22 protein-coding genes are annotated in these 24,213 nt (G+C 60.9%); 4 read left to right on the top strand and 18 right to left on the bottom strand.

The window, feature by feature from the left end:
* Positions 1–78 precede the first annotated feature (78 nt).
* On the top strand, positions 79–1,056 hold the full coding sequence (locus ACILSO_RS17230; protein ID WP_395738676.1) for an SMP-30/gluconolactonase/LRE family protein: 978 nt from the start codon (positions 79–81) through the stop codon (positions 1,054–1,056).
* Here ACILSO_RS17230 and ACILSO_RS17225 read toward each other — a convergent pair.
* The 15 genes from ACILSO_RS17225 to ACILSO_RS17155 form a co-directional block, all read right to left on the bottom strand.
* Positions 1,040–2,206, bottom strand: coding sequence for a M20/M25/M40 family metallo-hydrolase (locus ACILSO_RS17225; protein ID WP_395738675.1), 1,167 nt, complete (start codon positions 2,204–2,206; stop codon positions 1,040–1,042). The genes ACILSO_RS17230 and ACILSO_RS17225 overlap by 17 nt on opposite strands.
* A gap of 44 nt (positions 2,207–2,250) precedes the next feature.
* Positions 2,251–3,234: an enolase C-terminal domain-like protein gene (locus ACILSO_RS17220; RefSeq protein WP_395738674.1), complete on the bottom strand. Its 984-nt coding sequence runs from the start codon at positions 3,232–3,234 to the stop codon at positions 2,251–2,253.
* 77 nt (positions 3,235–3,311) lie between these two features.
* The gene (locus ACILSO_RS17215; protein ID WP_395738673.1) at positions 3,312–6,059 is read right to left on the bottom strand and encodes a secretin N-terminal domain-containing protein; all 2,748 of its coding nucleotides are present in this window, start codon (positions 6,057–6,059) and stop codon (positions 3,312–3,314) included.
* A gap of 49 nt (positions 6,060–6,108) precedes the next feature.
* Positions 6,109–6,924, bottom strand: a complete 816-nt coding sequence (locus ACILSO_RS17210; RefSeq protein ID WP_395738672.1) for a hypothetical protein — start codon at positions 6,922–6,924, stop codon at positions 6,109–6,111.
* Positions 6,921–7,490: a GspMb/PilO family protein gene (locus tag ACILSO_RS17205; RefSeq protein ID WP_395738671.1), complete on the bottom strand. Its 570-nt coding sequence runs from the start codon at positions 7,488–7,490 to the stop codon at positions 6,921–6,923. The genes ACILSO_RS17210 and ACILSO_RS17205 overlap by 4 nt, the downstream gene beginning before the upstream one ends.
* Before the next feature lie 21 nt (positions 7,491–7,511).
* On the bottom strand, positions 7,512–8,729 hold the full coding sequence (locus ACILSO_RS17200; RefSeq protein ID WP_395738670.1) for a hypothetical protein: 1,218 nt from the start codon (positions 8,727–8,729) through the stop codon (positions 7,512–7,514).
* A 98-nt stretch (positions 8,730–8,827) separates the two neighbouring features.
* Positions 8,828–9,706 (bottom strand): general secretion pathway protein GspK, encoded by an 879-nt coding sequence (locus ACILSO_RS17195; protein WP_395738669.1) that lies wholly within the window; start codon positions 9,704–9,706, stop codon positions 8,828–8,830.
* Between the two features lie 80 nt (positions 9,707–9,786).
* A complete protein-coding gene (locus ACILSO_RS17190) occupies positions 9,787–10,800 on the bottom strand; it encodes a type II secretion system protein J (protein WP_395738668.1) in 1,014 nt (337 codons plus the stop codon).
* Positions 10,775–11,188 carry a prepilin-type N-terminal cleavage/methylation domain-containing protein gene (locus ACILSO_RS17185; RefSeq protein ID WP_395738667.1) on the bottom strand — a complete coding sequence of 138 codons (414 nt, stop codon included), beginning with the start codon at positions 11,186–11,188 and terminating at the stop codon, positions 10,775–10,777. Before ACILSO_RS17185 ends, ACILSO_RS17190 begins: the two co-directional genes overlap by 26 nt.
* Positions 11,185–11,913 carry a Tfp pilus assembly protein FimT/FimU gene (locus tag ACILSO_RS17180; protein ID WP_395738666.1) on the bottom strand — a complete coding sequence of 243 codons (729 nt, stop codon included), beginning with the start codon at positions 11,911–11,913 and terminating at the stop codon, positions 11,185–11,187. The genes ACILSO_RS17185 and ACILSO_RS17180 overlap by 4 nt, the downstream gene beginning before the upstream one ends.
* Positions 11,914–11,916: 3 nt before the next feature.
* On the bottom strand, positions 11,917–12,369 hold the full coding sequence (gspG, locus tag ACILSO_RS17175) for a type II secretion system major pseudopilin GspG (RefSeq protein ID WP_395738665.1): 453 nt from the start codon (positions 12,367–12,369) through the stop codon (positions 11,917–11,919).
* 64 nt (positions 12,370–12,433) lie between these two features.
* The gene (locus ACILSO_RS17170) at positions 12,434–13,663 is read right to left on the bottom strand and encodes a type II secretion system F family protein (protein ID WP_395738664.1); all 1,230 of its coding nucleotides are present in this window, start codon (positions 13,661–13,663) and stop codon (positions 12,434–12,436) included.
* Between the two features lie 5 nt (positions 13,664–13,668).
* Positions 13,669–13,965, bottom strand: coding sequence for a type II toxin-antitoxin system RelE/ParE family toxin (locus tag ACILSO_RS17165; RefSeq protein WP_395738663.1), 297 nt, complete (start codon positions 13,963–13,965; stop codon positions 13,669–13,671).
* A complete protein-coding gene (locus ACILSO_RS17160) occupies positions 13,962–14,201 on the bottom strand; it encodes an addiction module protein (RefSeq protein WP_395738662.1) in 240 nt (79 codons plus the stop codon). Before ACILSO_RS17160 ends, ACILSO_RS17165 begins: the two co-directional genes overlap by 4 nt.
* Before the next feature lie 37 nt (positions 14,202–14,238).
* Positions 14,239–15,936: a GspE/PulE family protein gene (locus ACILSO_RS17155; protein ID WP_395738661.1), complete on the bottom strand. Its 1,698-nt coding sequence runs from the start codon at positions 15,934–15,936 to the stop codon at positions 14,239–14,241.
* A gap of 113 nt (positions 15,937–16,049) precedes the next feature.
* Here ACILSO_RS17155 and ACILSO_RS17150 point away from each other — a divergent pair, with 113 nt between their 5' ends.
* From ACILSO_RS17150 to ACILSO_RS17140, 3 genes are read left to right on the top strand one after another with little or no spacing between them, the layout of a single operon-like run.
* On the top strand, positions 16,050–16,676 hold the full coding sequence (locus ACILSO_RS17150; protein ID WP_395738660.1) for a L,D-transpeptidase: 627 nt from the start codon (positions 16,050–16,052) through the stop codon (positions 16,674–16,676).
* A 25-nt stretch (positions 16,677–16,701) separates the two neighbouring features.
* Positions 16,702–17,940 (top strand): 4-hydroxy-3-methylbut-2-enyl diphosphate reductase, encoded by a 1,239-nt coding sequence (locus ACILSO_RS17145; RefSeq protein WP_395738659.1) that lies wholly within the window; start codon positions 16,702–16,704, stop codon positions 17,938–17,940.
* 4 nt (positions 17,941–17,944) lie between these two features.
* Positions 17,945–18,370, top strand: coding sequence for an acyl-CoA thioesterase (locus ACILSO_RS17140; protein WP_395738658.1), 426 nt, complete (start codon positions 17,945–17,947; stop codon positions 18,368–18,370).
* Positions 18,371–18,398: 28 nt separating this feature from the next.
* Here the strand turns inward: ACILSO_RS17140 and ACILSO_RS17135 are convergent, their stop codons facing one another.
* The 3 genes from ACILSO_RS17135 to xrtU form a co-directional block, all read right to left on the bottom strand.
* Entirely contained in the window at positions 18,399–20,990 is a 2,592-nt protein-coding gene (locus tag ACILSO_RS17135) for a DNA topoisomerase III (protein WP_395738657.1), read from the bottom strand.
* A 230-nt stretch (positions 20,991–21,220) separates the two neighbouring features.
* Positions 21,221–22,699, bottom strand: a complete 1,479-nt coding sequence (locus ACILSO_RS17130; protein WP_395738656.1) for a tetratricopeptide repeat protein — start codon at positions 22,697–22,699, stop codon at positions 21,221–21,223.
* Positions 22,696–24,207, bottom strand: coding sequence for an exosortase U (gene xrtU, locus ACILSO_RS17125; protein WP_395738719.1), 1,512 nt, complete (start codon positions 24,205–24,207; stop codon positions 22,696–22,698). Before xrtU ends, ACILSO_RS17130 begins: the two co-directional genes overlap by 4 nt.
* Positions 24,208–24,213 lie beyond the last annotated feature (6 nt).

Genomic DNA, 24,213 nt, shown 5'->3' with positions numbered 1-24,213 from the left:
CGATGGCTAACGTATGAAAGTCCGCAATGTTTTCGCCGTCCAATCCCGTTTAGATCAAGTCTCCATCCCAACCCAGCCATGCTTCATCGTACTCTCTCCCTCCTACTTGCCACGTCGTTTGCCGCTTTTGCTGCCGAGCCTGTCCCGGAATTTCACGGCAGCATTGAGCGGCTGGATCCAGCGCTGGATGCGCTGATCGCACCGGATGCGAAGATCGAAAAGCTGGCGTCGGGTTTCAACTGGTCCGAAGGGCCGGTGTGGCGGGATGGCGGCCTTGTGTTCTCGGATGTGCCGGAGAACACGGTGTTTGGCTGGAAGGAGGGCGACACGGCGGCGAAGGTGGTGCTGAAACCCAGCGGCAGCCTGAAGGGCGATGGTCAGGGATCCAACGGCCTGCAGGTGGATGCGAAGGGGAATCTGATCCTTTGCCAGCATGGTGAGCGACGCATCGCGCGGTTGGAGAAAGACGGGAGCTTTACCTCGCTGGCGGACAAGTATGAGGGCAAGCGCTTCAACAGTCCGAACGATCTGGTGATCGCGAAAAGCGGGACGATCTTTTTCACGGATCCGCCATATGGGCTGAAGAAAGGTGAGGCGCCAGAGCTGTCGCAGCATGGCGTGTATGCGGTGACGCCTGAGGGCAAGGTGTCGCTGGTGATCGCGGACATCCGTTTCCCCAATGGCATCGGCCTGAGTCCCGACCAGAAGACGCTGTATGTGGCCGTGTCAGATCCGCAGAATACGCGGGTGATGGCATATGATCTGCAGGAGGATGGCAGCGCCAAGAACGGCCGGGTTTTCTTCAACGCACAGCCACTCAAAAGCGCGGAGCGCAAGGGCGGCTGCGATGGGATGAAGGTGGATGCGAGCGGCAATGTGTGGACCACGGGGCCTGGCGGCGTGCTGGTGATCAGCAAAGAGGGCAAGCACCTCGGCAGCATTCTCACAGGGCAGGCGACGGCAAACTGCGCATTTGGCGGCGAAGACCGCGGCACGCTTTACATCACGGCGGACATGTTTCTGCTGCGCGTGAAGACGCTCACGAAGGGGCTGTAACCAGCTTGAGCAGCGCGAGCGCGTTCATCACCGCCTTCGGGACGAAGGAGGCGGGTTCGACGTATTCGGGGAGTTTGCTGCCATCGGCGCTGCGTTCGGAGCAGTGGGCGTTGTTGCCGTAGGGGCCGAGGCCGTCGAGCGTGGGAGCGAGGTGCCAGAGATGATTGGCATCGCTCAGGCCGCCGCGTGGCACGGAGACGGCGGTGAGGTTCATCTGAGCTGCGGCTTCATGCCAGAGGCGGAAGAGTGTTTCCGATCCGCCGCCACCGGGCCAGGCATCGGTGTGGCCGGTGCATTCCGCGGTGAGCTTGGCGCCATTGGGAGCGGTGCCGGTGAGCGAAGCGAAGAAGACATCTGCCTGCTGGAGGGCGGCGGGTGCGGTGGCACGGCATTCCCATTCTGCGACGGCTTCGTGAGGGACGCGATTGACGACGGTGCCGCCGTGAATCATGCCGATGTTCACGGTGCGTTCTTCAGCGGCGTTGGTCAGCGCAGCGATGTCTGGCAGCACGCGGGCGAGGGCATCGATGGCATTGATGCCTTCGTGGTGCTTGCTGCCGGCGTGGGCGGCCTTGCCTTCAGCGCTGAGTTTCCAGGTGCTGCGGCCTTTGCGCGAGGTGACAATGTGCCAGCCTTGTGCATCCACGGGGCCGCCTTCAAATACCAGCACGGCGCGAGCTTTGCCGCCGCAGAGTGAGGCGGTGGCTTCGCCAAAATCAGCCCCGACGATTTCTTCCGCGGCATTGGCGGCAACCACCCAGTGGGTGCGCTCGAAAATCTCGGGTGCGGTCTCGCGCAAGATTTGCAGGATGAGCCAGATCAGCGCGGTGCCACCTTTGTTGTCCACGGTGCCGGGGCCGTAGATGCGGCCTTCAGCGGGGCGTTCATCCCATTTGAAATCATTCTGCTGCTCTTCCTCGGGAGGAAATACGGTGTCTGAATGCGTGACGAGGACGATCGGATCTCCGCCCTGACCGCGATGCGTAAGGAAAAGATGATGTCCGGTGCCTGGAGTAATGCATGGCACGCGGGAGGCTTCAAAAGCCAGAGGCGCAAAGGCAGCCACCGTGAGGCGTGCCACTTCATCAACACCGGCAGGATTGGCCGTGAAGCTGTTCACGCCGACAAGGCTGCGCAAAAAATCCAACATGGCTGGAAGATGCTTTGCTGCGGAGGATTGGAGGAGATCGAGGTTCATCGTAGGACGGCACCAATGCCGGGGCGGGCAGGCATGATGAGCTGGCCGTCGCCATCGTAGTCGATGCCAATGTAATCATCGTTGGCGACGTAGAAATGGCCGTCGAGATCGATCCAGTCTGCCCAGGGGGCGAGGTGGGCGGCGGCGGTGGTGCCGAGGCTGGTTTCGATCATGCAGCCGAGGAGGATTTGCAGCGTGTGTGTTTTGGCCGCGGCCATCATGGCCACGGCGGCATCGAAGCTGCCGCATTTGAGGAGCTTGATGTTCACGCCATCCACGACGTCGGCGAGCGCCACGATGTCCTCCGCGGTTTGCACGCTCTCATCGGCAAAGATGGGCGGGGAGTTGCCGGGGAGCTGCGAGCGGAGTTCCTCCCACGCTTCGACGCCGAAGCGATGATGAATGGGCTGCTCGATCAGCGTGGGACTGTATTCCGCGACCTTTTCAATCATGAGCGGGGCTTCGGACAAGTCCCAGCCGCCGTTCACATCCAGCAGCAGGTTCGCATCCGGTGCCGCCATGCGTGCCACGGAGACGGTGGCGATGTCGAGACCGAGATCGCCAGAGCCGAGCTTGAGTTTGAGGACGGGAAACTGACTGGAAATGGTGCTGACTTTTTCAGCGAAGGCATCCAGGTCCGTGGGAATGCTGAAGGAGCGGCAACCGGGTGGTGCGGGGTGCGGGGGGGCGCCGAGCTTTGACTGCGCATAGGCGGACAGCGGCTGGCCGGTCTGATGGCCGACGATGTCCTGACGCAGCAGATTGAGCGCGAGGCTGGCGGTGCGCGGGAGCTGTGATGGCAGCACGGGCTGATTCAGCAGCTCCAGCGTCTGGGCCGGATCCTCGCCGTAGTAGGGGACGAAAGGGGCTTCGGTGACTCGGTCTCCATTCGCGGCGCGGAGCACCTGACGCGTGGCGGAGGTGCCGTGGGCGATGCGAAAAGGCTCGACCAGATGAAGGGTTTTGATCTCGAAGTGCAACGAGGACAGTGAACGTTCAAGAACCCCGCAGGTCAAGACCTGCTGTCTTTAGAGTCGCCAGATTGAGCGCCGCTAAATCATTGTGCCGCCGGCTTGGGATCGCGGCTGAAGATACGCTGGAAGAAGTTTTTCTTCTTGGGTGGCACGACGGCAGGAACGGCCTGCGGTGGTGGCGGGACCTGGGGGAAGCGCTGGGCGGCCTCAGCACCCGAGCTGGTGCGAATGTCTTCGCTGAGCGAGGTGCCGCGGACGTCGTCATTGTCATTGACCACCTGCGGCTGGATGAAAACGATGAGCTCCTTGCGTGTGACGCTGTTGTTGTCCGTGCGGAAGAGTTTCCCGAGGCCCGGGATCTGCCCGAGCAAGGGGATGCCGGACTTGTTGAGATTTTTTTCTTCGGAGATGAGGCCGCCGAGCACGATGGTGTTGCGGTCTGGGATGGTGACGGAAGTGACGAGCTGCTCGGTGCCGATGATGGGCACCAGGTTGGGCTGAATGAGCTGGGTGCCGATCAGTGTGTCATTGATCTGGGAGATGGTGAGGGTGACCTCGCCTTCGACATTGATCAACGGTACGACTTCAAGCTTCAGCACCACATCGAGATAGCTGGTGGTGGAGGTGACGGTGCCGTTGAGGTTGGCGGCGTTGGTGACGGTGCTGGCAGGGTAGGGCACTTTGCGGCCGGAGGAGATGACCGCCTTCTTGTTGTTCAGTGCGAAGATCGAGGGGCGGGAGAGCACCTTGAAGTTGCTGTTGGTCTGCAGGGCATTGAGGTACACACCGAGGCCGCTGCCAGCAGCACCGTAAAGATTCAGGCCGGTGGTGGGGCCAAAGGGGGTGGTGACGTTGTTGTTGCGCAGGTCATTGATGGCGCGACCAACGCCGCCCGTGCCACCGAGGAAGTCGGTACGGTTGGTGATGCTGCTGGCGGTGAAGTTCTTATTGGTCAGAGACGAGATGTAATCCACACCCGTGAGCATTGTATCAGTGAGGGTAAGCTCGCCGATGACGGTGGCGAGATAGACCTGGGAGGGCTTGCGATCGAGCTTGTCGAGAAGTGCGTCCACTTTGGAGATCTCCTCCTGACGCCCCATGACAATGATGGTGTTGGACATGGGATCCGCTACAATGCGGGACTTGCCGACGAGAACGGACACGGGCGCGTTGTTTTCCGTGGGGCCGGAGACGACGTCTGCACGTGAGCCCGTGGTGCCGCCGGCTGCTGCCCCGGTGGTGCCGGTGGTACCGCCAGCCGCGCTGGCTGTGTCTGAGCCTGCGGCACCGGCTGCAGTATTGCCGACCACACCGCCACGGGTTCCCTGGGTGGTTCTGCCCCCGAGGAGCTGGGTGCTGTTGGTGGCGAGCACCTGCTGGCGCTGCTGCTGGATGCTGCCGCCCCCGGGGAGCTGAGTGGTGCCTGCGTTCACTTCCTGCAAGCGGTCCACCAGCGAGCTCAAGACATCCAGGGCGGCGGCGTAACGAAGCTTGCGTTCATACGGAGCGGTGTTTTCCAGGGGCTTGTCAAATTCAGAGATAAGGCTGGCAACGTACGCGTAGTCGAGCGGAGAGGCGACAACGAGAATCTGGTTCAAGCGCGTGTCCGCCACCACCTGGGTGCTGGGCTGGGGCGCCTGCTGATTCTGGGAAGAGACTTGAGTGTTAACCTGGACCGAAGGTCTTGGAGGCTCCTTGCTGTCACCGCCCTTGTCACGGCCATCGCTGGCAGCAGTGCCGCGAATGGTTTTGACTCCCTTGCTTTCCTTCTCCTGGGCCTGTGCGTTCAGGGTTGCCTGAATGATCTGCGCGATGACCGCGGCGTCGGCGAATTTGATGGGGATAAATTTCGTGACCAGAGAGGAGCCGGTGTCTCCCAGGTCAATGGCTTCACGAATGCCGATGAGTTGTTTGACGACCGTGGCGCTCTCTGTGATGAGCAGGCCCGGCGGAGAGGTGACGGGTGTGATGCGGCCGTAAGCACCGAGTCCCACGTGACCAGAGAGCATGGTGGCGGCGTCCTCGGGATCGAGGAAGTCCAGCTTCATGAAGTAGGAAACGATGCTCTCATTCGGCGGAATGTCCTTGGCGCTGGTGTAAAACTGCACGCCGTGGGAGAACTGCACGGCATTGGCGCTCTGATTGCGAGCCGGCAAAATCTTGGCGCTGGTGCCGCCAGGCTCGGTGACGATGGCGTAGCCATTGGTGAGCAGCGAGGCTTCGATGAGCTTGATGGCCTCGGCCTTGGGCACCTGCTTGGGAGTGACCAGGCTGATGGTGGCACCTTCAAAGATGTTGCTGTCCTTGATCAAGGTGTAGCCGGTAAGCTTTTCATAAATGGCCAGCAGGTCCGCCACCGGATTGTTGGCAAACTGCATCATCACATTGTCTCCCGTGATCTGGAAAGCCTCCGCCTCTCCGCCAGCTCCGGCACCGTCGGCGCCCATGCCACCGCCGAAGCCACCACCGAAGCCTCCGGGGCCGCGCCGGCCAAATCCACCGCGGCCACCGCTCGGGAAGCCGCCGCCGCCAAATCCGCTGCCCGGAGGGCGTGCTCCTTCCGCCGGAGCCGCGCCAGGGGCTGGGACTGCAGGTGCGGTGGCTGGGGGCAGGTTAGGAGTGGCTGGGGGCGCTGCTGCCGCGGGAGCTGCCGGGGCGGCAGCGTTTGCATCAGCCGCAGCTGGAGCGGTCGTTGTTGTGACTGTGGTTGTCGTCGTGGCAGCTGGCGCCGCAGGGGCGGGGGGCGGTGCAGGTGGAACAATGCTTTGGCCGCGGAGGGTGGCGGTGGTGGCAAACAGGAACGCGGTGAGAGCAGGAAGACGACGATGCATGAAAAATGAAATAAGCGTGATTGGCGTTACAAAGAGGAAGAGGGGCCGGTTATTTGCCCCCACCGTCTTCTTTTTGGATTTTCTCAAAGATGGTGCGGATGGCGTTGCGCCGCTCTTCTTCCGGGGCGGCGCGGAATTTTTCGTCCCTGAATTTTTCGCTCATGGCTTCACGGAATTTGTCTTTGGCCTTGTCGGAGAGGCTTTCGTATTTCTTGCGGTCTTCCTCGCTGGGGCCGCGGCTGCTGCGGTTGAAGCGGTCGCCGCCTTGGGAGTCACGAGAGCCTCTGTCTCCCTTGTCACTTTTGCCCTTGGTCAGGTCGTTTTTGTCGAGTGCGCTGTGGCGGATGCTGAAAGTCTCACCACCGATGGCGATCTTGGCCTGGGCACGCTCGATGTTGGTGGTCGGCTGCGCCTCCATAAGCTTCCACCCTTTGAGATTGGGTTCTTCCGAAACGACGAGGGACTGCTTTTCGTTTTTGTCGAAGATGGTCACGACGGGCTTGCCATTGACGTAGGCCATCCCGGTGAGCACGAGGGAGTCCGAGATGCTGACAATTCGAGTGAAGGGGGAGTTTTGAATGACGGCACTCAGAGAATTCGCATCGAAAGGTTGAGGCAGGTCGGGATCCACCGGTCCAGTCGGCGCCGGGATGGCGGCAGCCGGTGGTGGTGTCAGCGTGGGGTCAAATTCATCTCCTGGGAGCGGCAGCAGATCGGCCGTCGTCAGTGGAGCCTCCATCGGAGTCGTGGCAGCTGCGGGTGCCGCTGGCGCAGCAGGCGTGGCGGGGGCCGGGGGGACCAAGGTCTGGGAGCGCAGGACAGAAGCCGCGCTCAAAACGAAAATGGCGGTGAGAAAGGTCTTCATGGTTGGAATCCAGTTTCGGGTTTGAACCAGCGCGCCAGTACGAGGTTGCACAAAGCCTGCGGGGTCTTTTCCTTGGCCTTGGAGTCGATCTCGAGTTCAAGCTGTTTGATGGCCTGAAATTTTTCCGGTGACTGCAGCGTGGCCAGCCAGCCGAGCAGCGTGGTCTGATCTCCGCGCAAACGCACTTCCACGGCGACTTCCCGGTAGACGGCGGCATTGGCCTTGCTGTCCGCGGAGTCCGGCAGAAGCTGCTGTTTTTGCACCTGCAGCTGGTAGTCGAGCGCGACGTTTTGAATTTCTTCAAGCAGCTTGGCCTGGGCCGTGCCGAGGCTCTCTGTCGTGGGCATGTTCTGCATCATCCATGCGGAGCGCTTGTCCCAGAAATCGCGGTCAGCCATCCACTGGCTGTTCTCTTCCTTTTCAGCCTGGAGAGTGCTGATGCGCGAGAGCACCGCAGTGCGGCGGTCAAGAAACTGCTTGAGGCCGATGAACGATGCCATCAGCAGAAGCGAGCCCAGGCAGGCTCCGAGCAGTTTCTTTTCACGTTGGGTGAGGGCGAGTGCCATGGCGGGGGAATAGGAGGTGCTTCAAGGCAGCTTGCCCTGGGCGCGGAAGCTGGCGGTGGTGCCTTTGACTTCGGGCCGCGGATTGGTCCATTCGTAGCGGCTGAGGATGCGGTTCTTTTTGAAATCTTCGATGAACTGGAAGGCAAGCTGCGCATCCCGCGCTTCACCACGGATTTCGATCTCCTTGCCCTTCACCTCAAATTTGCGGAGGACGATGCCGCTGGCAGGCATGATGCGGTTGATCTCCCCCAGCAGGAAGAGCGGGTAACGCTGCGGCTCGATGGCAGGTGCGAGAACTTTCCAGCGTTCGTTGGCCTTGCGCACGGCCGCGGCGGGCTCGCTTGTAAGCTCCACCTCGGCGGCGAGTTCTGTCGCACGCTTTTCCTGAAGATGAAGGTAGGCAAACGCCAGGAAGGCCAGGGAGGCATAAAGCATCCCGCCAAGCGTGAGCGCGCGGATGAGCTTGGAGCGCCGGTTGAGATCGCTGATGGCCGTGCGGACGCCTTCGGGGAGAAGCTTGGTCCAGGTGCGGGTGTCCAGAGCGCCATTGGGAGGGAGTTCGGCAAGGACGCGGACGGGGAGGTCCAGAATGGAACCAAGGCGCGTGGTGAGGCCACGGTCAAAGTTTGCGCCGACGAGAGCCACTCCGTCGATGGATCCGGGGCCGAGTTCAGCTTCAAGCGTGAGCCGCGAGAGGGTGATCTCCAAGGTCAGTGCTTCCTCGGACACGGGAGCTTTGGCAAAGATGTGGCTGTGGTAGAGCTTGCCCTGGTGGCTTGCGGCCAGAACGAGGTCTCCCTGCTCTTCGGCAATGACGAGATGACCGGCCGGAAGCTGCGCGAGCCTGAGGGCGGCCGTGTAGTCGCTGGCATGCGAGGCCGCGAGCGCCTCCGGGAACGGCTCTGCGAGAATGTCCACGCTGACGATGACGACGGCGCCGCTCTGGCCCAGCAAATGCCATCGGTAGTTTCTGCCCACGGCGTCCTGCTCGAGCTTGAAGCCACGGCGCTCCAGTTGAGTAACAATGATCTGCTCCAGCAGTTCGCTGTCCGTCTGCGGCAGGATGAGGCCAATGGTGCGGCATGCGGATGCAGGGAGGCCAATGAGCAGGGGCTTGCTCACATGTCTGGCTTCTGCCGGGCTGTCGACGGTTTCTGCACTGGAGGTCGCCCGGGGTTTCCACACGCGCCAGGAGGCATCAGGGGCGGGAAGAAGCAGGGTGGTGGCGGCGAGTGACATGTGTGATGGGCCTTGTAGAACGTGCGCGAGGGTGGGAAGTTGCGGCGGTGTATGACTAATCTGGAATGACGGCTGCCAAAGGGGTTGTCGAGTCGTTTTTACTCCTCGATCCGCCCGAGATAGGTCACTGCTCCGGTTGTCTGATCGCGCCGGGTGACGAGAATGATTTTGGCGCGTTTCTCGCCCACCCAGCCGATGCTGGTGATGCGGCGGAGGGAGGTGTCGCTGTCATTGACGATGCCGCTGACGGCGTTGAGCCGGTCTCCTTCCAGGCCGAGGATCTGGTAGGCCTCATTCGCGCGGATGCGGCGGTCGTCCTCGGTGCCAGGGATGCCATCTCCGCCATCGCGCTCGCTGATGAAACGCTGCACGTCGTTTTCAGAGGCTCCGGTGACGGCGAGAAGCACATCCTTGAACACCGTGCGGAGGTCGATCTGGCCCTCCCCGTAGATGCTGAAGTAGTTGCGCCAGTCCGGCTTTTTACGGTCCACGGCATCCATGCCGCGCACGAGGAGCATTTCCTCCACCCGGATGAAGCCTTGATTGCGGGGCGCGTCATAAATACCCAGGCTTTTGTAGTACTCGGACTCGGCGCCGTTGGCGCGCTGAGTGCTGTCATTGTCCACCCAGTCTGCCAGGGAATCGGCGGCAATCCCGGCATCTTCGGCGTTGAGCTGCCAGTAAATGAAAAGTTTGTACACGGCCTCGCGCAGGCGTTCGTCGGTGATGTAGTTGATCGGAATGCGGGCGCCTTCGTAGTTGATGACCACGTCGAAGCCGCTGTCCGGCCCCACCTTCTGCTTCATGACGATGTCTCCCCGACGGGTGTTAGGATGAAGTCCCACGGCAAGGCCGCTCTCCGCCAGATGAAGGGCCCGGAAGTCGTAGGCAGCCTGGTTTGACTCGTCTGCGCTGAATCTGATGTACTGCACCACTCCCATGACTGTGATGGACATGAGCATGATGGCCCAGATCATGAGCATGAGGGCTGACGCGCGCCTGCGCCGGAGAGCACGGCACGGGTGTGCTGCGCCCAATACGAACGACTGGGATGTTTTCATGGGCCTGGAGGTGCCCCCCCACCCGGACCGCCGCCACCAGGTCCACCGCCGCCGGGCGGACCGCCTGGAGGAAAGCCTCCAGGACCCCCAGGACCGCCACGGCCTCCGAATCCTCCTGGGCCACCGCCAGGACCACCGGGGCCCCCGGGACCGCCGCGTCCACCACCTGGACCGCCGGGTCCACCGGGACCGCCTTGACCGCCTTGACCGCCGCGCCCGCCCGGGCCGTTGTTATTGTTGTTATTCCCGCCGGCGTTCTGATTGTTGTTTCCGTTGTTGTTGTTGTTGCTGCCTCCGGTGTTGGCTGGAGCCCTGCCGGCCACGATGGTCAGAACTGGAACGCTGAAAACCATGCGAATGGGAAGCTTGCGATTTTTCATGATCAGCTGGGCTTCGATCAAGTCCGGCCATTTCGACTTGCTCCACTCTTCGTACCAAGTCTCTTCCTTCTCGACGTAGAAGCGCCATTTGAAGGAGACAACGTCCGGCAGCAGCGGCATCCAATATCGGCCTTCGGAGTCCGGCGCGTAGATGCCGGTGGTCGTCTGCTGAATGCCCGATTTCATGTCGCCGGTCTTGGGAATGAGATCTTCGCGAGAGAGGCTGATGTAGTTCAGTGGCTTTTGATTGTCATCCACCACCACTTCAGGATAGGGGCGCAGGCTGAGGATGGTTTCCTTGAGGGTGATGGGATTGCTGCCAAAAGGAAAGCAGTCGGGAGAGCCCGAAATGGTGAGCTCCTGGATGACGGGTTCGGTCCCTTGGACAAGCTTCAGAGAAAGGGTGGCAGTGCTGGGCAGGGTGGCAAAGGTGCGGCGGCAAAGCTCAATGAAACGGTTCATCGAGTCGCTCTCGCGCTGGGTGTGCTCGATCTCCGAGGCACCGCGGACGGAACCGCGGATGATGCCGAAGAGCGTGGCCGTGATCATGGAGAGGATGGTGATGCCGATCACCACCTCGATCAGGGTAAAGGCGGAGCGCCGTCTATTGCTGCGCGGGTTTGTAAACATAGACGTCGAGTTTGTCCTCCTGCTCCACGCCATCGAAAGACGAGGTGGCGTGGATGGAAAGCTTGTACATGTCGCTCAACACCCCGCCGCTGGTGGTCTTCAGGGAAAGCGCCTCGGTGGTGCTGGTGTAGGTGATGCCATAGGTGGTGTCCGTGAAAGTGGTGGACATCTTGGCGAGGGGCTTGTTGCGCAGCTCCTCAAAGAAATTGCGCATGCCGATGCGGATGATCTGGTCCCGCCGCAGAAGATTGGCGGTTTCCAGCGCCTGATTCAGACACTTGGCCAGGCCAAGCACGGCAATGGAAAAAATGGTGAGGGCGAGCACAAGCTCGAGCAGGATGTAGCCAGCCGAGCGTCGAGGGCGGGGGAAATGGAGGGAAGGCTTCATTTCAGCTCGATGCTTTCCTTCACGATGTCCGCCGTGAGCGCGGCAAACTCCACATCAAAGGTGGAGGAGGGGCCCTCGACATGGATCTTCAAAGGCTGGCAGACCCCGCTGGGCTGAAAGACCCACAGCTTGACGACCTCGCCTTCGATGACGGTGGGTTCGGCGTCGTACCAGTGCTGGATGGCATACTTCACCTCCTTCGGCAGTTCGTACTTTTGGGACCAGTTTTCGTCAAACTTCGGGGGCGGCGGCGCCAGGGGAAGATCGGAGGTTTTGGTGAGTCCGGAACCGCTGTCGAGGTCGGATTTGTCTCCCTGCTCCACGGAGCTGACCACGGCGGGCTCCTCCTCCCCGGCCAGGAGAAATTCATTCAGCTCAGAAAGCTGGAGGTAGGGATTGAAATAACGGGAGGCGGTGAAGCCTGTGGCATGAAACGCGACCTGATAGGGGCGCTTCTCCCGCATGGCGCGCATGCGGACCTCGCGCGCCAAAGCCAGGAGTTCTGTCACCGGTTCGCGGGCCAGGCTTTCCTCCTTGTAACCGGTCAGCATCGGCACCGTGGCTGCGGCGAGCACCGCAACGATGGTCAAAGAAATGACGATTTCGACCAGCGTAAACGCGCGGGTGAGCCGGGCCGGCACAAGCCGGACGAAGCCTGCACGACGAGAGGCGTAAGGAACGCTTTCGTCATGGCACGTCTTCGAGATCCGGCATGTGAAGTTCATGAATTATTTGGCCGCAGGCTTCTTCCAGTTGCCGATGTCGTCATCGGTGCCGTCAGCACCATCGGGTCCGACGCTCCAGAGATCGTAGCCCTTTTTGGACTTTTGCGGAGGGGTGCGATACTTGTAGGGCTGGCCCCAGGGGTCTTTGGGCAGCTCTTCCATAAACGGGCGATAGTTGTCCGGGACCGGTTCGATGGTGGGCTTGTCCACCAGCGCCTGCAGGCCCTGTTCGGTGGTCGGCACTCGGAGGGCGCGGCCTTCGTAGGACTGCAGCGCAAGGGAGATTTTGTCCATGTCTGAGCTCACGCGGGAGTCCTTGGCAGTGTCGATCAAACTGGAGTACATCATCATCGATCCACCCGCCAGAATGGCGATGATGGTCAGCGTGATCACGATTTCGATGAGCGTGAAGGCGGCGGCGTTGCGGGTGCGAGGGTGCGTTGTTGGGATCTTCATGACGGGGAATTGAACAAGATTTATGAGGGTTTGAACAGGAAGAAATGCGGTTGGTTGCGCCGTGCTAGGAACTGCCGCGGATGCCCGTCACGCTCTGGGCGATGGCGGCGACGATGGAGTAGGCCACGGTGCCCACCATCACTGCCATGACGATGAGGATGATCGGGGTGATCATCGATGTCATGCGTTTGATACGCTTGTCGAGCTCCTTGTCGTAGCGCATGGCGCATTTTTCCATGGATTTGCCGAGCTGGCCGGTCTGCTCGCCTACGGCGATCATGTCCGCCAGGAGGAGGGGGAAGTTGCCAACTTTGCGCAGCGCATTGGAAAGAGGCGAGCCTTCGGAGACCAGCGTGGTGACTTTGCCCAGCAGGTCCTGGATGAACACATTGGCGGAAATCTTGGACACGAGGCGGATGCTGTTGAGCAGGGGGACGCCGTTGGTGATGAGGCTGCCCAGAGAATGCGCAAACTGGGCGTAGAACCGCATGCTCATGATGGGTCCAAAAAGAGGAAGAGTGAGCTTGGTCCCGTCCCACCACATGCGGCCGGCAGGGCTGGAAATGTAACCGCGGAAGGTTAAAACGGCGGCGGTGAGGACGATGCCGATGGCCCACCACCACTGGCCCATGAAATGATTGAAACTGATGAGCAGCTGCGTAGCGGCAGGGAGCTTCTGGCCGTTTTTGCCCATGAGGTCCATGATCTGCGGCACCATGAAGGTCATAAACACCACCATGAGGACGATACACGCGCCGATGAGGAAGGCGGGGTAGATCATGGCCTGCGTCACCTTGGCTTGAAGATCTGCCATGACGGCAAGGTTGTTGGCCAGACGACGCAGGATGCTGGGAAGGGAGCCGCTGACCTCGCCAGCAGCGGCGAGATTGCAGTACAGGTCGTCAAAGCTGGGGGAGGCTTTCCTCAGCGCCTTCGCCACCGAGGAGCCCTCCCGCAGTTCATTGCGCATGGTTGCAGCAATCTGGCGCAGGGAGCCCGACTCCTGGCGCTCCTGCATGACGCGGAAAGCCTGGTCAATCTGCAGGCCGCCATCGAGGAGGTCGGCGAGCTCTTCCGTGAACAAAACAAGCTGGGCGCGCTTGAGCTTCACCGGCCCTTCATCCACCGCAGCCTTGGCTTTGGCCGCAGCTGCCTTCTCGTCCTGGGTGACCTTGACGGGTGTCAGAGACTGGGACTCGATCTTGCGAAATGCCTCGGCACGGGAGCCGACCGTAAGGGACCCCGTAACGGTCTGGCCGGTGGCGGTGAGGGCGGTGTAGTTGAAGGCGGGCATTGGGATCAGCGCTTGCGAAGAGTTTTCCGGATCAATTTGGGATTGCGGCGGCTGTCAATAATGGCGGCTATTTGGACGGTGTGTCCCTCGACACGGTAATAGACACCGTGCGGAAAGCGCTTGGACGCGTAAAAGTGAAAGCCGAAGCGGAGGCGATGAACTCCTCCAAATCCGCCGAGGGCCTGAAGCTCCGCCTGCATTTTATCGAGGAAATACCAGCCTGCTCCAGGCTCGTCCTGTTCGTAAAAGTGAAAGCTGTCCCGCGGGTCTTGTTTGGCATCATCTTCGAGGATCACATTCATGCCAGCTCTTTCCGCAAGTCGTCGAAAGCCTGGTCCAGATCATGCCAGACAGCTTTGCCGCTCCTGATTTTTTCCAAACGATCCCGCAGAATTTCTTCGTGCCAGGCCGGAGGTTCAATGTCTTCCTGATGATCTTCGACCACGTCCTTCCAGAGAAGCTGGAAGGCCTGCCATTTCTGATCAGACGTAAGCTGATCGAGCATCAAAGCGACAGACGGATGGTCTTCAAGAATCATAGGGGGAAAATACTGAGCCAGGAGTCGATTTGCAACACTACTCCGTCGCCGCCGTCACGGTCATCACTTCCTCGATGGTCGTCACTCCCTCGGAAGCCTTGCGGAAACCATACTGGCGCATGGGCACCATGCCGTCCTTGATGGCCTGGGCCTTGAGTTCAATGGTGTTGGCGCGGACGTTGACCTTCTCCTGAAGAGCCTCGGTCATGAGGCAGATTTCCATGATGGCGAGACGACCGGTGAAGCCGGTGTTGCGGCAGGCGCGGCAGCCGGCGGGCTTGAAGAGCTTGTTCTTCCACTCCAGCGGGAAGCCGATGGCCCGCAGGTGGCTGTCCTCATGATGCGCCGGCTGCTTGCACAAGCCGCAGAGGGTGCGGACAAGCCGCTGAGCCTGGAAGGCGCGCACGGAGGAGGAAATCATGAACGGCTCGATGCCCATGTCGATGAGACGGGAAATGCCGCTGACGGCGTCATTTGTATGCAGCGTGGAGAAGACCAGGTGGCCTGTAAGAGCACCGCGGATGGCGATCTCCACCGTCTCCTGGTCGCGCATTTCCCCCACCATGATGACGTTGGGGTCGCCACGGAGAATGCTGCGCAGCCCGGCGGCGAAGGTGAGGTCGATTTCTGGTTTCACCGCGATCTGGATGATGCCGTCCAGCTTGTTTTCCACAGGGTCTTCGATGGTGACGATGCGGCGCTCCTTGGTGTTCAGCTCCTTGAGGAAGGTGTACAGCGTGGAGGATTTGCCGGAGCCTGTGGGACCCGTCACGAGGATGATGCCGTTTGGCGCCGCGAGCAGCTTGCGGATGGTCGCCTCGGTGGCCGGATCCAGCCCGATGGCCTGGAGGTCGAATTTTTTGCGGGTCAGCAATCGCAGCGCCACGGATTCTCCATTCACACTCGGGATGGTGGCCACGCGGACGTCGATGGGTTCGCCATCCAGTTCGAGGTTGATGCGGCCGTCCTGCGGCAGCCGCCGCTCGGCGATATCCAGATGCGCCATGATCTTGAGGCGGGAAATGAGCGAGGCCTGGAGCAGGCGCATGTTGGGCGGCACAGGGACTTCGAGCAGCTTGCCGTCCACGCGGTAGCGGATGCGCAGGTCGCGCTCCAGCGGCTCCACGTGAATGTCCGTGGCGCGTTCTTTGAGGGCTTCGCGGAAGATTTGGTTCACGAAGTTCAGCACCGTCGCTTCTTCGTCGGCCTCGTCCAGCACGGTGGTCTCCTGCTTGAGGTCATCGTGATCGTCTCCGCCCTCGCGGCCTTCGAGGAGCTCTTCGAAATTCTCCGCGCCCACGCCATAACCCTGATGCAGGGCCTCCAGGATGCGGTGACGGGGGGCGATCTGCCACTGGACCCGTTTGCGCAGCTCCTGGCCCACGGCTTGGCGGGCGCTGAGATCAAAGGGATTGTAGGTGAGGATGGTCGCCTCGCTGCCGGTCACATGGACGGGGCAGATGCGGTGGCGCAGCGCGAGTTTGGCCGGGAAATTGGTGCGCAGACCCTCGGCTCCTTCGCCGAGTCCTTCCTCGGCATAGGGCATGCCCAGGCCGGTGGCCAGCTGGGAAAAGAAGCGGTCTTCATCGACCATGGTGCTGTCCACCACGGCGTCGAGAAGGGGCTGCCGGTTGTCGGCGGCGATTTCGAGGGCGTGGCGCAGGCGGGTAGGTTCCTCGCATCCTGCGCTGGCAGCGGTGCGGACGAGAACATCAATCAGGGAAGGGGCAGGCATGTGAGGCAGTAGAACGCCTTAACGAGGACAAAGTTTCGCACTGTCTGCAAGCACATCATCCGTGAAGAAAAACGGTGGAGCGGGTGGAAACGTGTGCTACATGCCCAGCCTCTATGAATTCGCATTCCTCCATCCTCCGCGGTTCCTTGAAGGCCCTGGCCTTTGCCGGACTTGCCCTTGCTCTCAGCAACTGCGCCGCCGCGAAAAAAACCGGAAATTATTCCCTCAACTTTGATCCCCCTGCCAAGGCGGTGAAAAACCCTGCCAATGTGCGGGTGAAAATGAGCACCGGCGCGCAGCGCGTTTACGTGATGGAAGGCAACGAAGTGCTGCTCGCCACCCCATGCTCCGTCGGCACCGCCAGCACCCCGACTCCTCACGGCAACTTCACCATTTACCACAAGGACGCCCACCGCCGCCGCGCCAGCTCTCCGGGCGCCGGCTACCCCATGACCTACTGGATGGAGTTCAAGTCCGCCTACGGCATGCACTGGGGCTGGGTGAAGCCCGTCCCCTGCACCCACGGCTGCGTGCGTCTGCCAATCAAGTCCGCGCAGAAGATCTTCAGCATGGTCCGCACCGGCACCCCGCTCAACATTGCCTCCTCCCAGCCTGAGGACGCCACCATCGGCAAGACCCTCCCTGTGCTGAATGACAGCAGCCTCGCCGACCCCCCAGATTCGTATATGATGAGCAGCAAGGTCTTTGAAGACGCTGCCAAAGGCAAAATGTACTACTGATTCGTCTTGTATTGATCCTCCTCTTATGTCTGCCCCCGCTCCAGCCGCCCGCCGTGTGAATGTTCGCACCCCGGAGGTGATGGAGCGTGTGCAGGCCGAGGTGGAAACCCACTACCGCAGCCTGATCGTCGAGCAACTTCGTGCCAAGGGCAGTGTGATCCAGATCGGTAACACCACGGTGCGTCTGGCGCGCGATTTTGGCTTCTGCTACGGCGTGGAACGCGCCATCGACCTCGCTTATGCGGCTCGCAAAGTCTTCGCCGACCGCCGCGTTTTTCTGCTGGGTGAAATCATCCACAATCAGGAGGTGAACCGCCAGCTCACTGAGATGGGAGTGGTGAGCATTCCCAATGCCGAGCATGAGACGATGGTCGCCACGATGACACCCGAAGACGTGGTGATCGTGCCGGCGTTCGGTGCAGAAACCCGGCTCATGAAATTGATCGCCGCCCGCGGCTGCATGGTGGTGGACACCACCTGTGGCGACGTGATGAGCGTATGGAAGCGCGTCCGTCAGTATGCCAAGACCGGCTACACCTCCATCATTCACGGCAAGGCCAGCCATGAAGAAACCCGCGCCACCTCCTCCCGCGCCATGGGGGATGATGGCATGGGCAACTACCTCGTCGTTCTGACCCTGGCGGATGTCGATTACGTCTGCGACTACATCCGCAACGGCGGGGACAAAGAGGCGTTTTTGAAACGTTTCCCGGCAGGATCTCATTCCGACGGCTTTGATCCCGACCAGCATCTCACACGCATCGGCGTGGCCAATCAGACCACCATGCTCAAATCGGAGACTGAGGAAGTGCAGCGCCGCCTGCGCCAGGCCGTGCTGGACCGCCATGGCCCAGAGGCGGGCGTCACCAATTTCCAGGTCTTTGACACCATCTGTGGCGCCACGCAGGAGCGTCAGGACTCGCTCTTTGGCCTGCTGCAGCAGCCGCTGGATGTGCTTCTTGTCGTCGGCGGCTACAACAGCTCCAACACCACGCATCTCGTGGAAATCGGCGAGCAGCAGCTCCCGACCTTTTTCATTCGCACGGCAGACTGCCTGAAATCCTTGGAGCAGATCGTGCATTTTGATCTTCACCTCAAAGCAGAAAAAGAAAGCTACTCCACCAAACTAGCTGGCGACGGCCCGGTGACGGTGGGCATCACTGCAGGTGCATCCTGCCCAAACAATCTCATCGAGGACACCGTGCTGCGTGTTTTCGGTCTGCGTGGCGTGGATGCCGATGCTGTGCGCGCCGCTTTGAACTGACGACATGCACCACACCCCGACCATCGAAACTCGCGAAGAAGTCATGTTCTTCGACACCGACTGCGGCGGCGTCGTGCACAATATCGCCTACCTGCGCATGATCGAAACCGCGCGCACCCGCCTGGCCGCTCTCATGGGAATGAAGCTGCGCGAGATGTCGCAGACCCACCTGTTCCCCGTCGTGGTCCGCACCGAGATCGACTACAAAAAACCGGCACGGCTGGGAGACGAACTGATCATCCACGGCAAGCTCGAAACCGTGGAGCGCGTGCGCTTCTGGTGCTCGTTTGAAATGCGCCGTGCCGAAGACAACGCACTGCTCATCACCTGCCGTCAGTCCCTGGCCCTGGTGCAGATGCCCGAGGGCCGGCCGGCGCGTCTTCCCGAGGACTGGAAGACAAAGTACGCCCATCTGGCGAAGGAAAAGTAGTCCAGTTGCGGCGCAACTGGACAACTCATCAGCGCCCGCTCACACCCGCAGGCTTCTTCGCCTTCTTCTCGGCCTTCGGCTTCGCTTCGCGCGGTGGAAACTCCCAGCTCATGATGCGCTTCTCTCCTGGCGTGCAAACGAGGAAGGTGCTGAAGGGCCGGCCACGCTTGGAGATCATGCCCGTGATGAGCGAGGTCTTGCCGTTCTCAAAGAACTCGCGCGCGTTTTCCGGCGTGATGTCCTTCTGGCACAGCTTTTTCGGCAGGCGCGCGTTGCACTTGGAGGTCTCCGTGGCGTTGATCTTGCATTGGTACGCATCCGCCGTTTCGTAGATCTTCTCGCCCTTGCGGCCCTTCTTGGCGCACACCGGGCAGTCGGCGATCACCGGGCACTCGTCCCAGTTGACGCTGTCGGGGTCGCTGCCATCGCCAAAGACAAAGGCGACCTTCATGTCGTCTTTGATCTGCAGTGCGGCGCTGAATTCCTTGCCCTTCTTGCTGCGGAAGCCGTCCAGCGGACCGACGAAGCGTTTTTCAATCAGGGTGCGGATCTCTTCTTCGGTCAGCGTGCGGCTGGCCACGGTCTTGAAGACGCGCACCTTGCACTTCGGATTTTTGCAGCCGTAGAATTCCTCGGTCTGCTTGTAGCCCTCCGTGCTGCCACAGGTGCCGCAGATGGCCTTGAATTCGGGAAACACTTTTTCCTTGGCCGCCTTGGAGTACGCCTTGGTCTTTTCCACGACCTGCTTGGTCAGGTGGCGGATGTCCCGCATGAAGCTGGCCCGGTCGAGCTCACGGTGCTCCATCTGGCGCAGCTTGTACTCCCACTGGCCGGTCATTTCCGGAGAACTCAGCGCATCAATGCCGATGGCGCTTATCTGGTCGATCAGGGCGAGGCCTTTGGCCGTGACGTGGAAGTCACGCTGCACGCGCTCAATATAGCGGTCCATGATCAGACCTTCGATGATGGCGGCGCGTGTCGCGGGCGTGCCGAGACCCCGCTCGCTCATGGCTTCGGCGAGTTCTTCGTCCTCCACCAGTTTGCCAGCGCCTTCCATCATGGAAAGAATGGTCGCTTCCGTGTAGCGGGGCGGCGGCTTGGTCTGGTGTTCGTTCACCTCGACGTCCAGCGTTTCCGCCTTGTCGCCGGTATTTGCAGCCACCAGCAGCTTGGCCGCGTCTTCGCCACCTTCAGCAGCTTCCTCCGCCGCCTTCTTGCCATACACAGCCAGCCAGCCGGGCTCCTTGAGCACCTTGCCGTTGCTTTGGAAGGCATCCTTGCCCACACGCGTGATGCGCGTCGTCACTTCAAATTCAGCCGCGGGGAAGAACACCGCCACGAAACGGCGTGCCACCATGTCGAAGAGCTTCTGCTCCGCTTCCGGCAGTTCCTTCGGTGGAATCTGGCCGGTGGGGATGATGGCAAAGTGGTCGCTGACTTTGCTGCTGTCAAAAATGCGCTTGTTCGGCCGCACCCATCTGTTGTCCAGCGCGGTGGCTGCGTGCGTGCCCAGCTCATGTGGCAGCGCGTCCTGCTTGCGGCTGTCATGACTGGCAAAGGTTTTGAGCGTGTCCGTCACTGTGCCAAGATAATCTTCCGGCAGGTGGCGGGAATCCGTACGAGGATAGGTCAGCACCTTGAACTTTTCATACAGCGCCTGCGCGATCTGCAGGGTGCGCCGCGCGGAAAAGCCAAAGCGGTTGCTCGCCTCCCGCTGCAGGCTGGTCAGATCATAGAGCAGGGGCGGGGCCTGCCGTGTCGGCTTGGTCGTCTGCTCAATGACGCCTGGCTTGCCTTTGCAGCGGTCTGCAATGGCCTGCGCGGTGCCTTGCTCCCAGATGCGCTCGGCCTTTTTGTGCTCGTCGTTTTCGTCCTTCCTGAAGCTCTCATCAATCCAGCGCCCCGCATACTGCCCGGCGGACACTTCAAACAGCGCGATCGCTTCAAAATAGGTGCGTGGCACAAACGCCGCGATGTCACGCTCACGCTGGGCCAGGACGGACAGCGTTGGCGTTTGCACGCGTCCCACAGGAGTCAGGCGGAAGCCGCCATGGCGGGAATTCAGCGCCGTGAGCGCACGCGTGCCGTTGATGCCCACGAGCCAGTCGCTTTCGCTGCGGCACTTCGCGGCGTCTGCCAGCGGCAGCATCTGCTCATTGGTGCGCAGATGCTTGTAGGCGTCCAGAATGGCTCCCTGCGTCATGGACTGCATCCACAGGCGCTGCACCGGCTTTTTGCAGCCGCTGGCGTCCATGATGTAGCGGAAAATCAGCTCCCCCTCACGCCCGGCGTCGCAGGCATTGATGACTTCGTCGATGTCTTTGCGCTTGAGCAGCTTGGTCAGCAGCTTGTACCGGTCCGCGCTGCTTTCGATGGGATTCAGTTCAAACTGCTCCGGCATGATCGGCAGGCTGGTGAAGCCCCAGCCGATCTTTTTGCCGTCCACCATGGGCATTCCCAGCTCGAGCAGGTGGCCCACGGCGGAGGAGATCACATGCGTGTCGTTTTCGTACCAGTCCTTTTCTTTGGCGAAGGGCTTCATGCCGGGTGCTTTGGCAAGCGCGCGGGCAAGATCGGCGGCTACGCTGGGCTTTTCGGCAATGATCAGGGCTTTGGACATGTGCTTATGAACAGGTAATGACGGGAAAAAGGGCCTACTTAGGGCATGCTTTCACCCCGGCTGTCAAGGTTCGGGCACTTTTAGACCCCAAATGGCTTACGCCGTTCAGCCCTGCTCAGACTGCCACGCCGGGTCAAAATAATCTCAGGATTTGGCGAAGGCCAGGGCTCTAAATGCTAAACGCGCAAAGCGTGTCGCCACGCTTCGCGCGTTCATAAGAGAACCTTTTTTTAACGAACCACCTGTGTGGCATTTCCTCCTGGGGACATGTGGGCGAGGGCCGCAGTGCGATGCTCAGAGGCGAGGTCTGCCATTCCCAGCCGATCATACAAGTCCGCCAGTTTGGTGTGGGAGGAGTTTTTGTCACGGGCATTGGGCAGGGAGCGCTCAAAGTCACGCACTGCTTCCTTAAATTCGCCCATCTTCGCATGTACGTGGCCGCGGGTGTCCAGGAAGAACGGGTTTTCCGGCTCCTGCTCGATCAACTCATTGATCAGGGCCAGCGCCTTCTCCAGCTCGCCATGGTCCGTGGACACCGAAGCGATGGCCATGGCCAGATTGTTGCCGATCACCTTGAATCCAGGATTGAGCGAGCTGGCGAGTTCGAAATGGGACCTCGCGGCCTCCCGGTTGCCCTGTTTCCAATCCTGCACGCCCATGTAGTAATGGAGGAAGGAAGTCGCGGTGCCGCCGTTTCCGAGGATGCGCTCCACGTAGCGCTGGCGGTCTGTGGGAGTGCTGGTGAGCTCTTCACAATCGCCAAGAAACGCCATGATGAGATCCTGGCTTTCCGGACTCACCTGGATGCCCTGCTCCAGCAGCTGCAGCACTTTCATACGGTCGGCGGTTGGCTGTGATTTAAGAAAGCGGCTCCAGGAGAGATAGATGCCTCCGATAAGCTGGCGCTCGGCGGGCGTGGGCGTGCCTTGCATGCTTCCCAGCATCCACTGGACGGCCTCGTCAAACTTGCGCTGCAGGCTGAGGCTGACTGCGATGGAGAAACGCACTTCGCTGCCGTTTTCGGTGGCGGTTTTCTTCATGGCGCGCAGGGCGCTTTCAGCTTTGCCGGCAAACTTGATCGCCTCGTCCTCCTGGCCGGTGAACTGCAGGGCGGTGGCCTTCATCAGCATGAGGTCCGCACGCTTGTCCGTGTCCAGTTTGCGCAAGTATTTCAGCGCCATGTTCCAGTCGCGCCGCCCGGCTGAAAAGCGTGCGGCAAGCTCCAGCGCGTTTACATCGGAGGGATCGCTGTGCAGGGCATTGCTGATGTGCTTCTGCACCGCATTCATATCGCAGTCCTTCTGTGCCAGCAAAATCGCCGCCTGAATGACGTGGGCCGGCGCATAGCCCGGCCGGTCGACCGGGGCGATGCGGGAGAGCAGCCGCAGGGCGTCGTTCTCGCGTCCCATGCCGCGGAGCGCCTTGGCTTCCAGCAGGACGGCCTTTGAGTTTTGCACGCCCTCCTGCATCATGCGCATGGCCGCGATGCGGGCCTCTACGAAATGTCCTTTGTCGAGCTCGCTCTGAGCTTCACGCTCCAGCTTGTTCACATGGTCGCTGCTGCCATCCTGGCGGGAATTGACGGCCATGAAGGCCAGCAGAAAGAGGGCGAAGAATGCAGGGATTCCCAGCATGCCGTGCAAAGGTTTGCGCCGGTCCAGCATGTAGCTCATCCGGTGACGTAGGTGATCAATAAAATCGGTGATCATTCGCTTTCCTTTCCTGTTTGTGGGCTGTGGTTAGTGATGGCTTCGGCAAGACGGCTGCGGGCGCCTGCAAGCAGTGCGGTCAGGGCGTCCTTGGAAGAGGGGTCGTTTTCCGGCTCCACGCTCATGATCTGGAGCACGTAGGAGGTGGAGACCGGCTCCGGGCTGGTCCAGCGAGACAGCAGGCGGCCGGTCAGATGGTCCACGGGCTTTTCGGATTTGAAAGGCTGTGCAGCGCCATGCTCGTCCAGCACGCTCAGCCAGAGGTGCGCACGGGCCATCTCCGTTGGCTGCGTCATTTCCAGAAAGCGCACCGTGTTTTCGCCTTCGCCTGGCAGTGAGGCGTCCACCTGCTTTTGAAACTGCCAGCCCTGGCCGGTGTAGCAGAGGCGTGTGTCGTGAAATCCGAGGAAGGGAAAATTGACGGCCACATAGGCTTCCAAGCCGCCTTTGCGGTAGCGCCATACTTGGTTTCGCACACCCAGATTGCCGATCATGGAGTTCTCGACGGGTTTGTCGCCGTCGCGCACCCAGCCGGACAATTCTCCCGGCATTTGGAATTCTCCCGGTGTCGCGTGCTTCGAGCTGGCCAGCGCCGCCGGGGCTGGGCGGAGGAGTGCCAGAACTTCAGGGCCCACGAGCAGCGTTGTGCCGATGATTGCCACGCAAAGGCTCAGACTGCCAAGCAAGCGGGGGGCTGCCACGGGCAGGTCGGCTTGAGTCCGCATGGCAGGTGCCGTCTGGTCAGAGTTGCTGTTGAAAAAGAAGTGCCAGCCGCAGTCTGCGCTGTATACCAGCAGCAGGTCCAGCATGAAGAAAACGAAGCCGACTGCCTCATGCACCAGGCCGCGGTCAAGTTCCCATCCCCAGAAATGGGAGCTGCCGATCACCAGGCAGATCCGCAGGACGTTGGACGCCACAGAGATCAGGCCCGCAGTCGCAAGCAGGGCCAGGGCGTGGATCCATGAACGTTTGTTGAGGCAGCTGATGATCAGCGCCACGCAGACCGCCGCGAGCAGGGAATTGGTGCCGCTGCAGGCGTCATCCACAAAGAAACGCTTCGCCGGCGTGGCCACGATGGTGCCTTGAACCACATGCAGCACATGCATGGCGTCCAGCCACCCCTGGCTGAGGCGCGCGGCCAGTCCGGCCAGCATCTGGTGCAGCTGCTGGTCCATCATCAGCGGCGGAGGAATGAAAAACAGGGAAAGCACGGGAAGCGACCAAGCCGGCGCTTCGTTCCTTCCTGGCGTGCCCTTTGCCACGGCCAGCGCCGCGGAGGCCAGCACGAAGGCCAGCCCGGCCAGGAAGGGTGAAATAAGAACGAACGAAACCAGCGCCACCAGCAGGTGACCGGTTACCAGCCACTTAAAGGCGGATGGATTCTCCGGAAATAATACTGCCCGGGACATGCCATCCCGCGCCGCCAGCCAAATCCAAGTTACCAGCGGAAGCGGGAAAAATTGGCAGGCTGGGTGACGCACCCAGATTTCTTGCAGGGCAAAAAACAAGCAGAC

Source organism: Prosthecobacter sp. (assembly GCF_044226605.1).
GTDB lineage: Bacteria > Verrucomicrobiota > Verrucomicrobiia > Verrucomicrobiales > Verrucomicrobiaceae > Prosthecobacter.
This window is presented reverse-complemented; position numbering and strand designations above follow the sequence as displayed.

Coding starts and splice junctions, on each gene's coding strand:
- ACILSO_RS17230 (WP_395738676.1), top strand. CDS start 79: ATGCTTCATCGTACTCTCTCCCTCCTACTTGCCACGTCGTTTGCCGCT.
- ACILSO_RS17225 (WP_395738675.1), bottom strand. CDS start 2,206: ATGTTGGATTTTTTGCGCAGCCTTGTCGGCGTGAACAGCTTCACGGCC.
- ACILSO_RS17215 (WP_395738673.1), bottom strand. CDS start 6,059: ATGCATCGTCGTCTTCCTGCTCTCACCGCGTTCCTGTTTGCCACCACC.
- ACILSO_RS17210 (WP_395738672.1), bottom strand. CDS start 6,924: ATGAAGACCTTTCTCACCGCCATTTTCGTTTTGAGCGCGGCTTCTGTC.
- ACILSO_RS17205 (WP_395738671.1), bottom strand. CDS start 7,490: ATGGCACTCGCCCTCACCCAACGTGAAAAGAAACTGCTCGGAGCCTGC.
- ACILSO_RS17200 (WP_395738670.1), bottom strand. CDS start 8,729: ATGTCACTCGCCGCCACCACCCTGCTTCTTCCCGCCCCTGATGCCTCC.
- ACILSO_RS17195 (WP_395738669.1), bottom strand. CDS start 9,706: ATGATCTGGGCCATCATGCTCATGTCCATCACAGTCATGGGAGTGGTG.
- ACILSO_RS17190 (WP_395738668.1), bottom strand. CDS start 10,800: ATGTTTACAAACCCGCGCAGCAATAGACGGCGCTCCGCCTTTACCCTG.
- ACILSO_RS17185 (WP_395738667.1), bottom strand. CDS start 11,188: ATGAAGCCTTCCCTCCATTTCCCCCGCCCTCGACGCTCGGCTGGCTAC.
- ACILSO_RS17180 (WP_395738666.1), bottom strand. CDS start 11,913: ATGAACTTCACATGCCGGATCTCGAAGACGTGCCATGACGAAAGCGTT.
- gspG (WP_395738665.1), bottom strand. CDS start 12,369: ATGAAGATCCCAACAACGCACCCTCGCACCCGCAACGCCGCCGCCTTC.
- ACILSO_RS17170 (WP_395738664.1), bottom strand. CDS start 13,663: ATGCCCGCCTTCAACTACACCGCCCTCACCGCCACCGGCCAGACCGTT.
- ACILSO_RS17165 (WP_395738663.1), bottom strand. CDS start 13,965: ATGAATGTGATCCTCGAAGATGATGCCAAACAAGACCCGCGGGACAGC.
- ACILSO_RS17160 (WP_395738662.1), bottom strand. CDS start 14,201: ATGATTCTTGAAGACCATCCGTCTGTCGCTTTGATGCTCGATCAGCTT.
- ACILSO_RS17155 (WP_395738661.1), bottom strand. CDS start 15,936: ATGCCTGCCCCTTCCCTGATTGATGTTCTCGTCCGCACCGCTGCCAGC.
- ACILSO_RS17150 (WP_395738660.1), top strand. CDS start 16,050: ATGAATTCGCATTCCTCCATCCTCCGCGGTTCCTTGAAGGCCCTGGCC.
- ACILSO_RS17145 (WP_395738659.1), top strand. CDS start 16,702: ATGTCTGCCCCCGCTCCAGCCGCCCGCCGTGTGAATGTTCGCACCCCG.
- ACILSO_RS17140 (WP_395738658.1), top strand. CDS start 17,945: ATGCACCACACCCCGACCATCGAAACTCGCGAAGAAGTCATGTTCTTC.
- ACILSO_RS17135 (WP_395738657.1), bottom strand. CDS start 20,990: ATGTCCAAAGCCCTGATCATTGCCGAAAAGCCCAGCGTAGCCGCCGAT.
- ACILSO_RS17130 (WP_395738656.1), bottom strand. CDS start 22,699: ATGATCACCGATTTTATTGATCACCTACGTCACCGGATGAGCTACATG.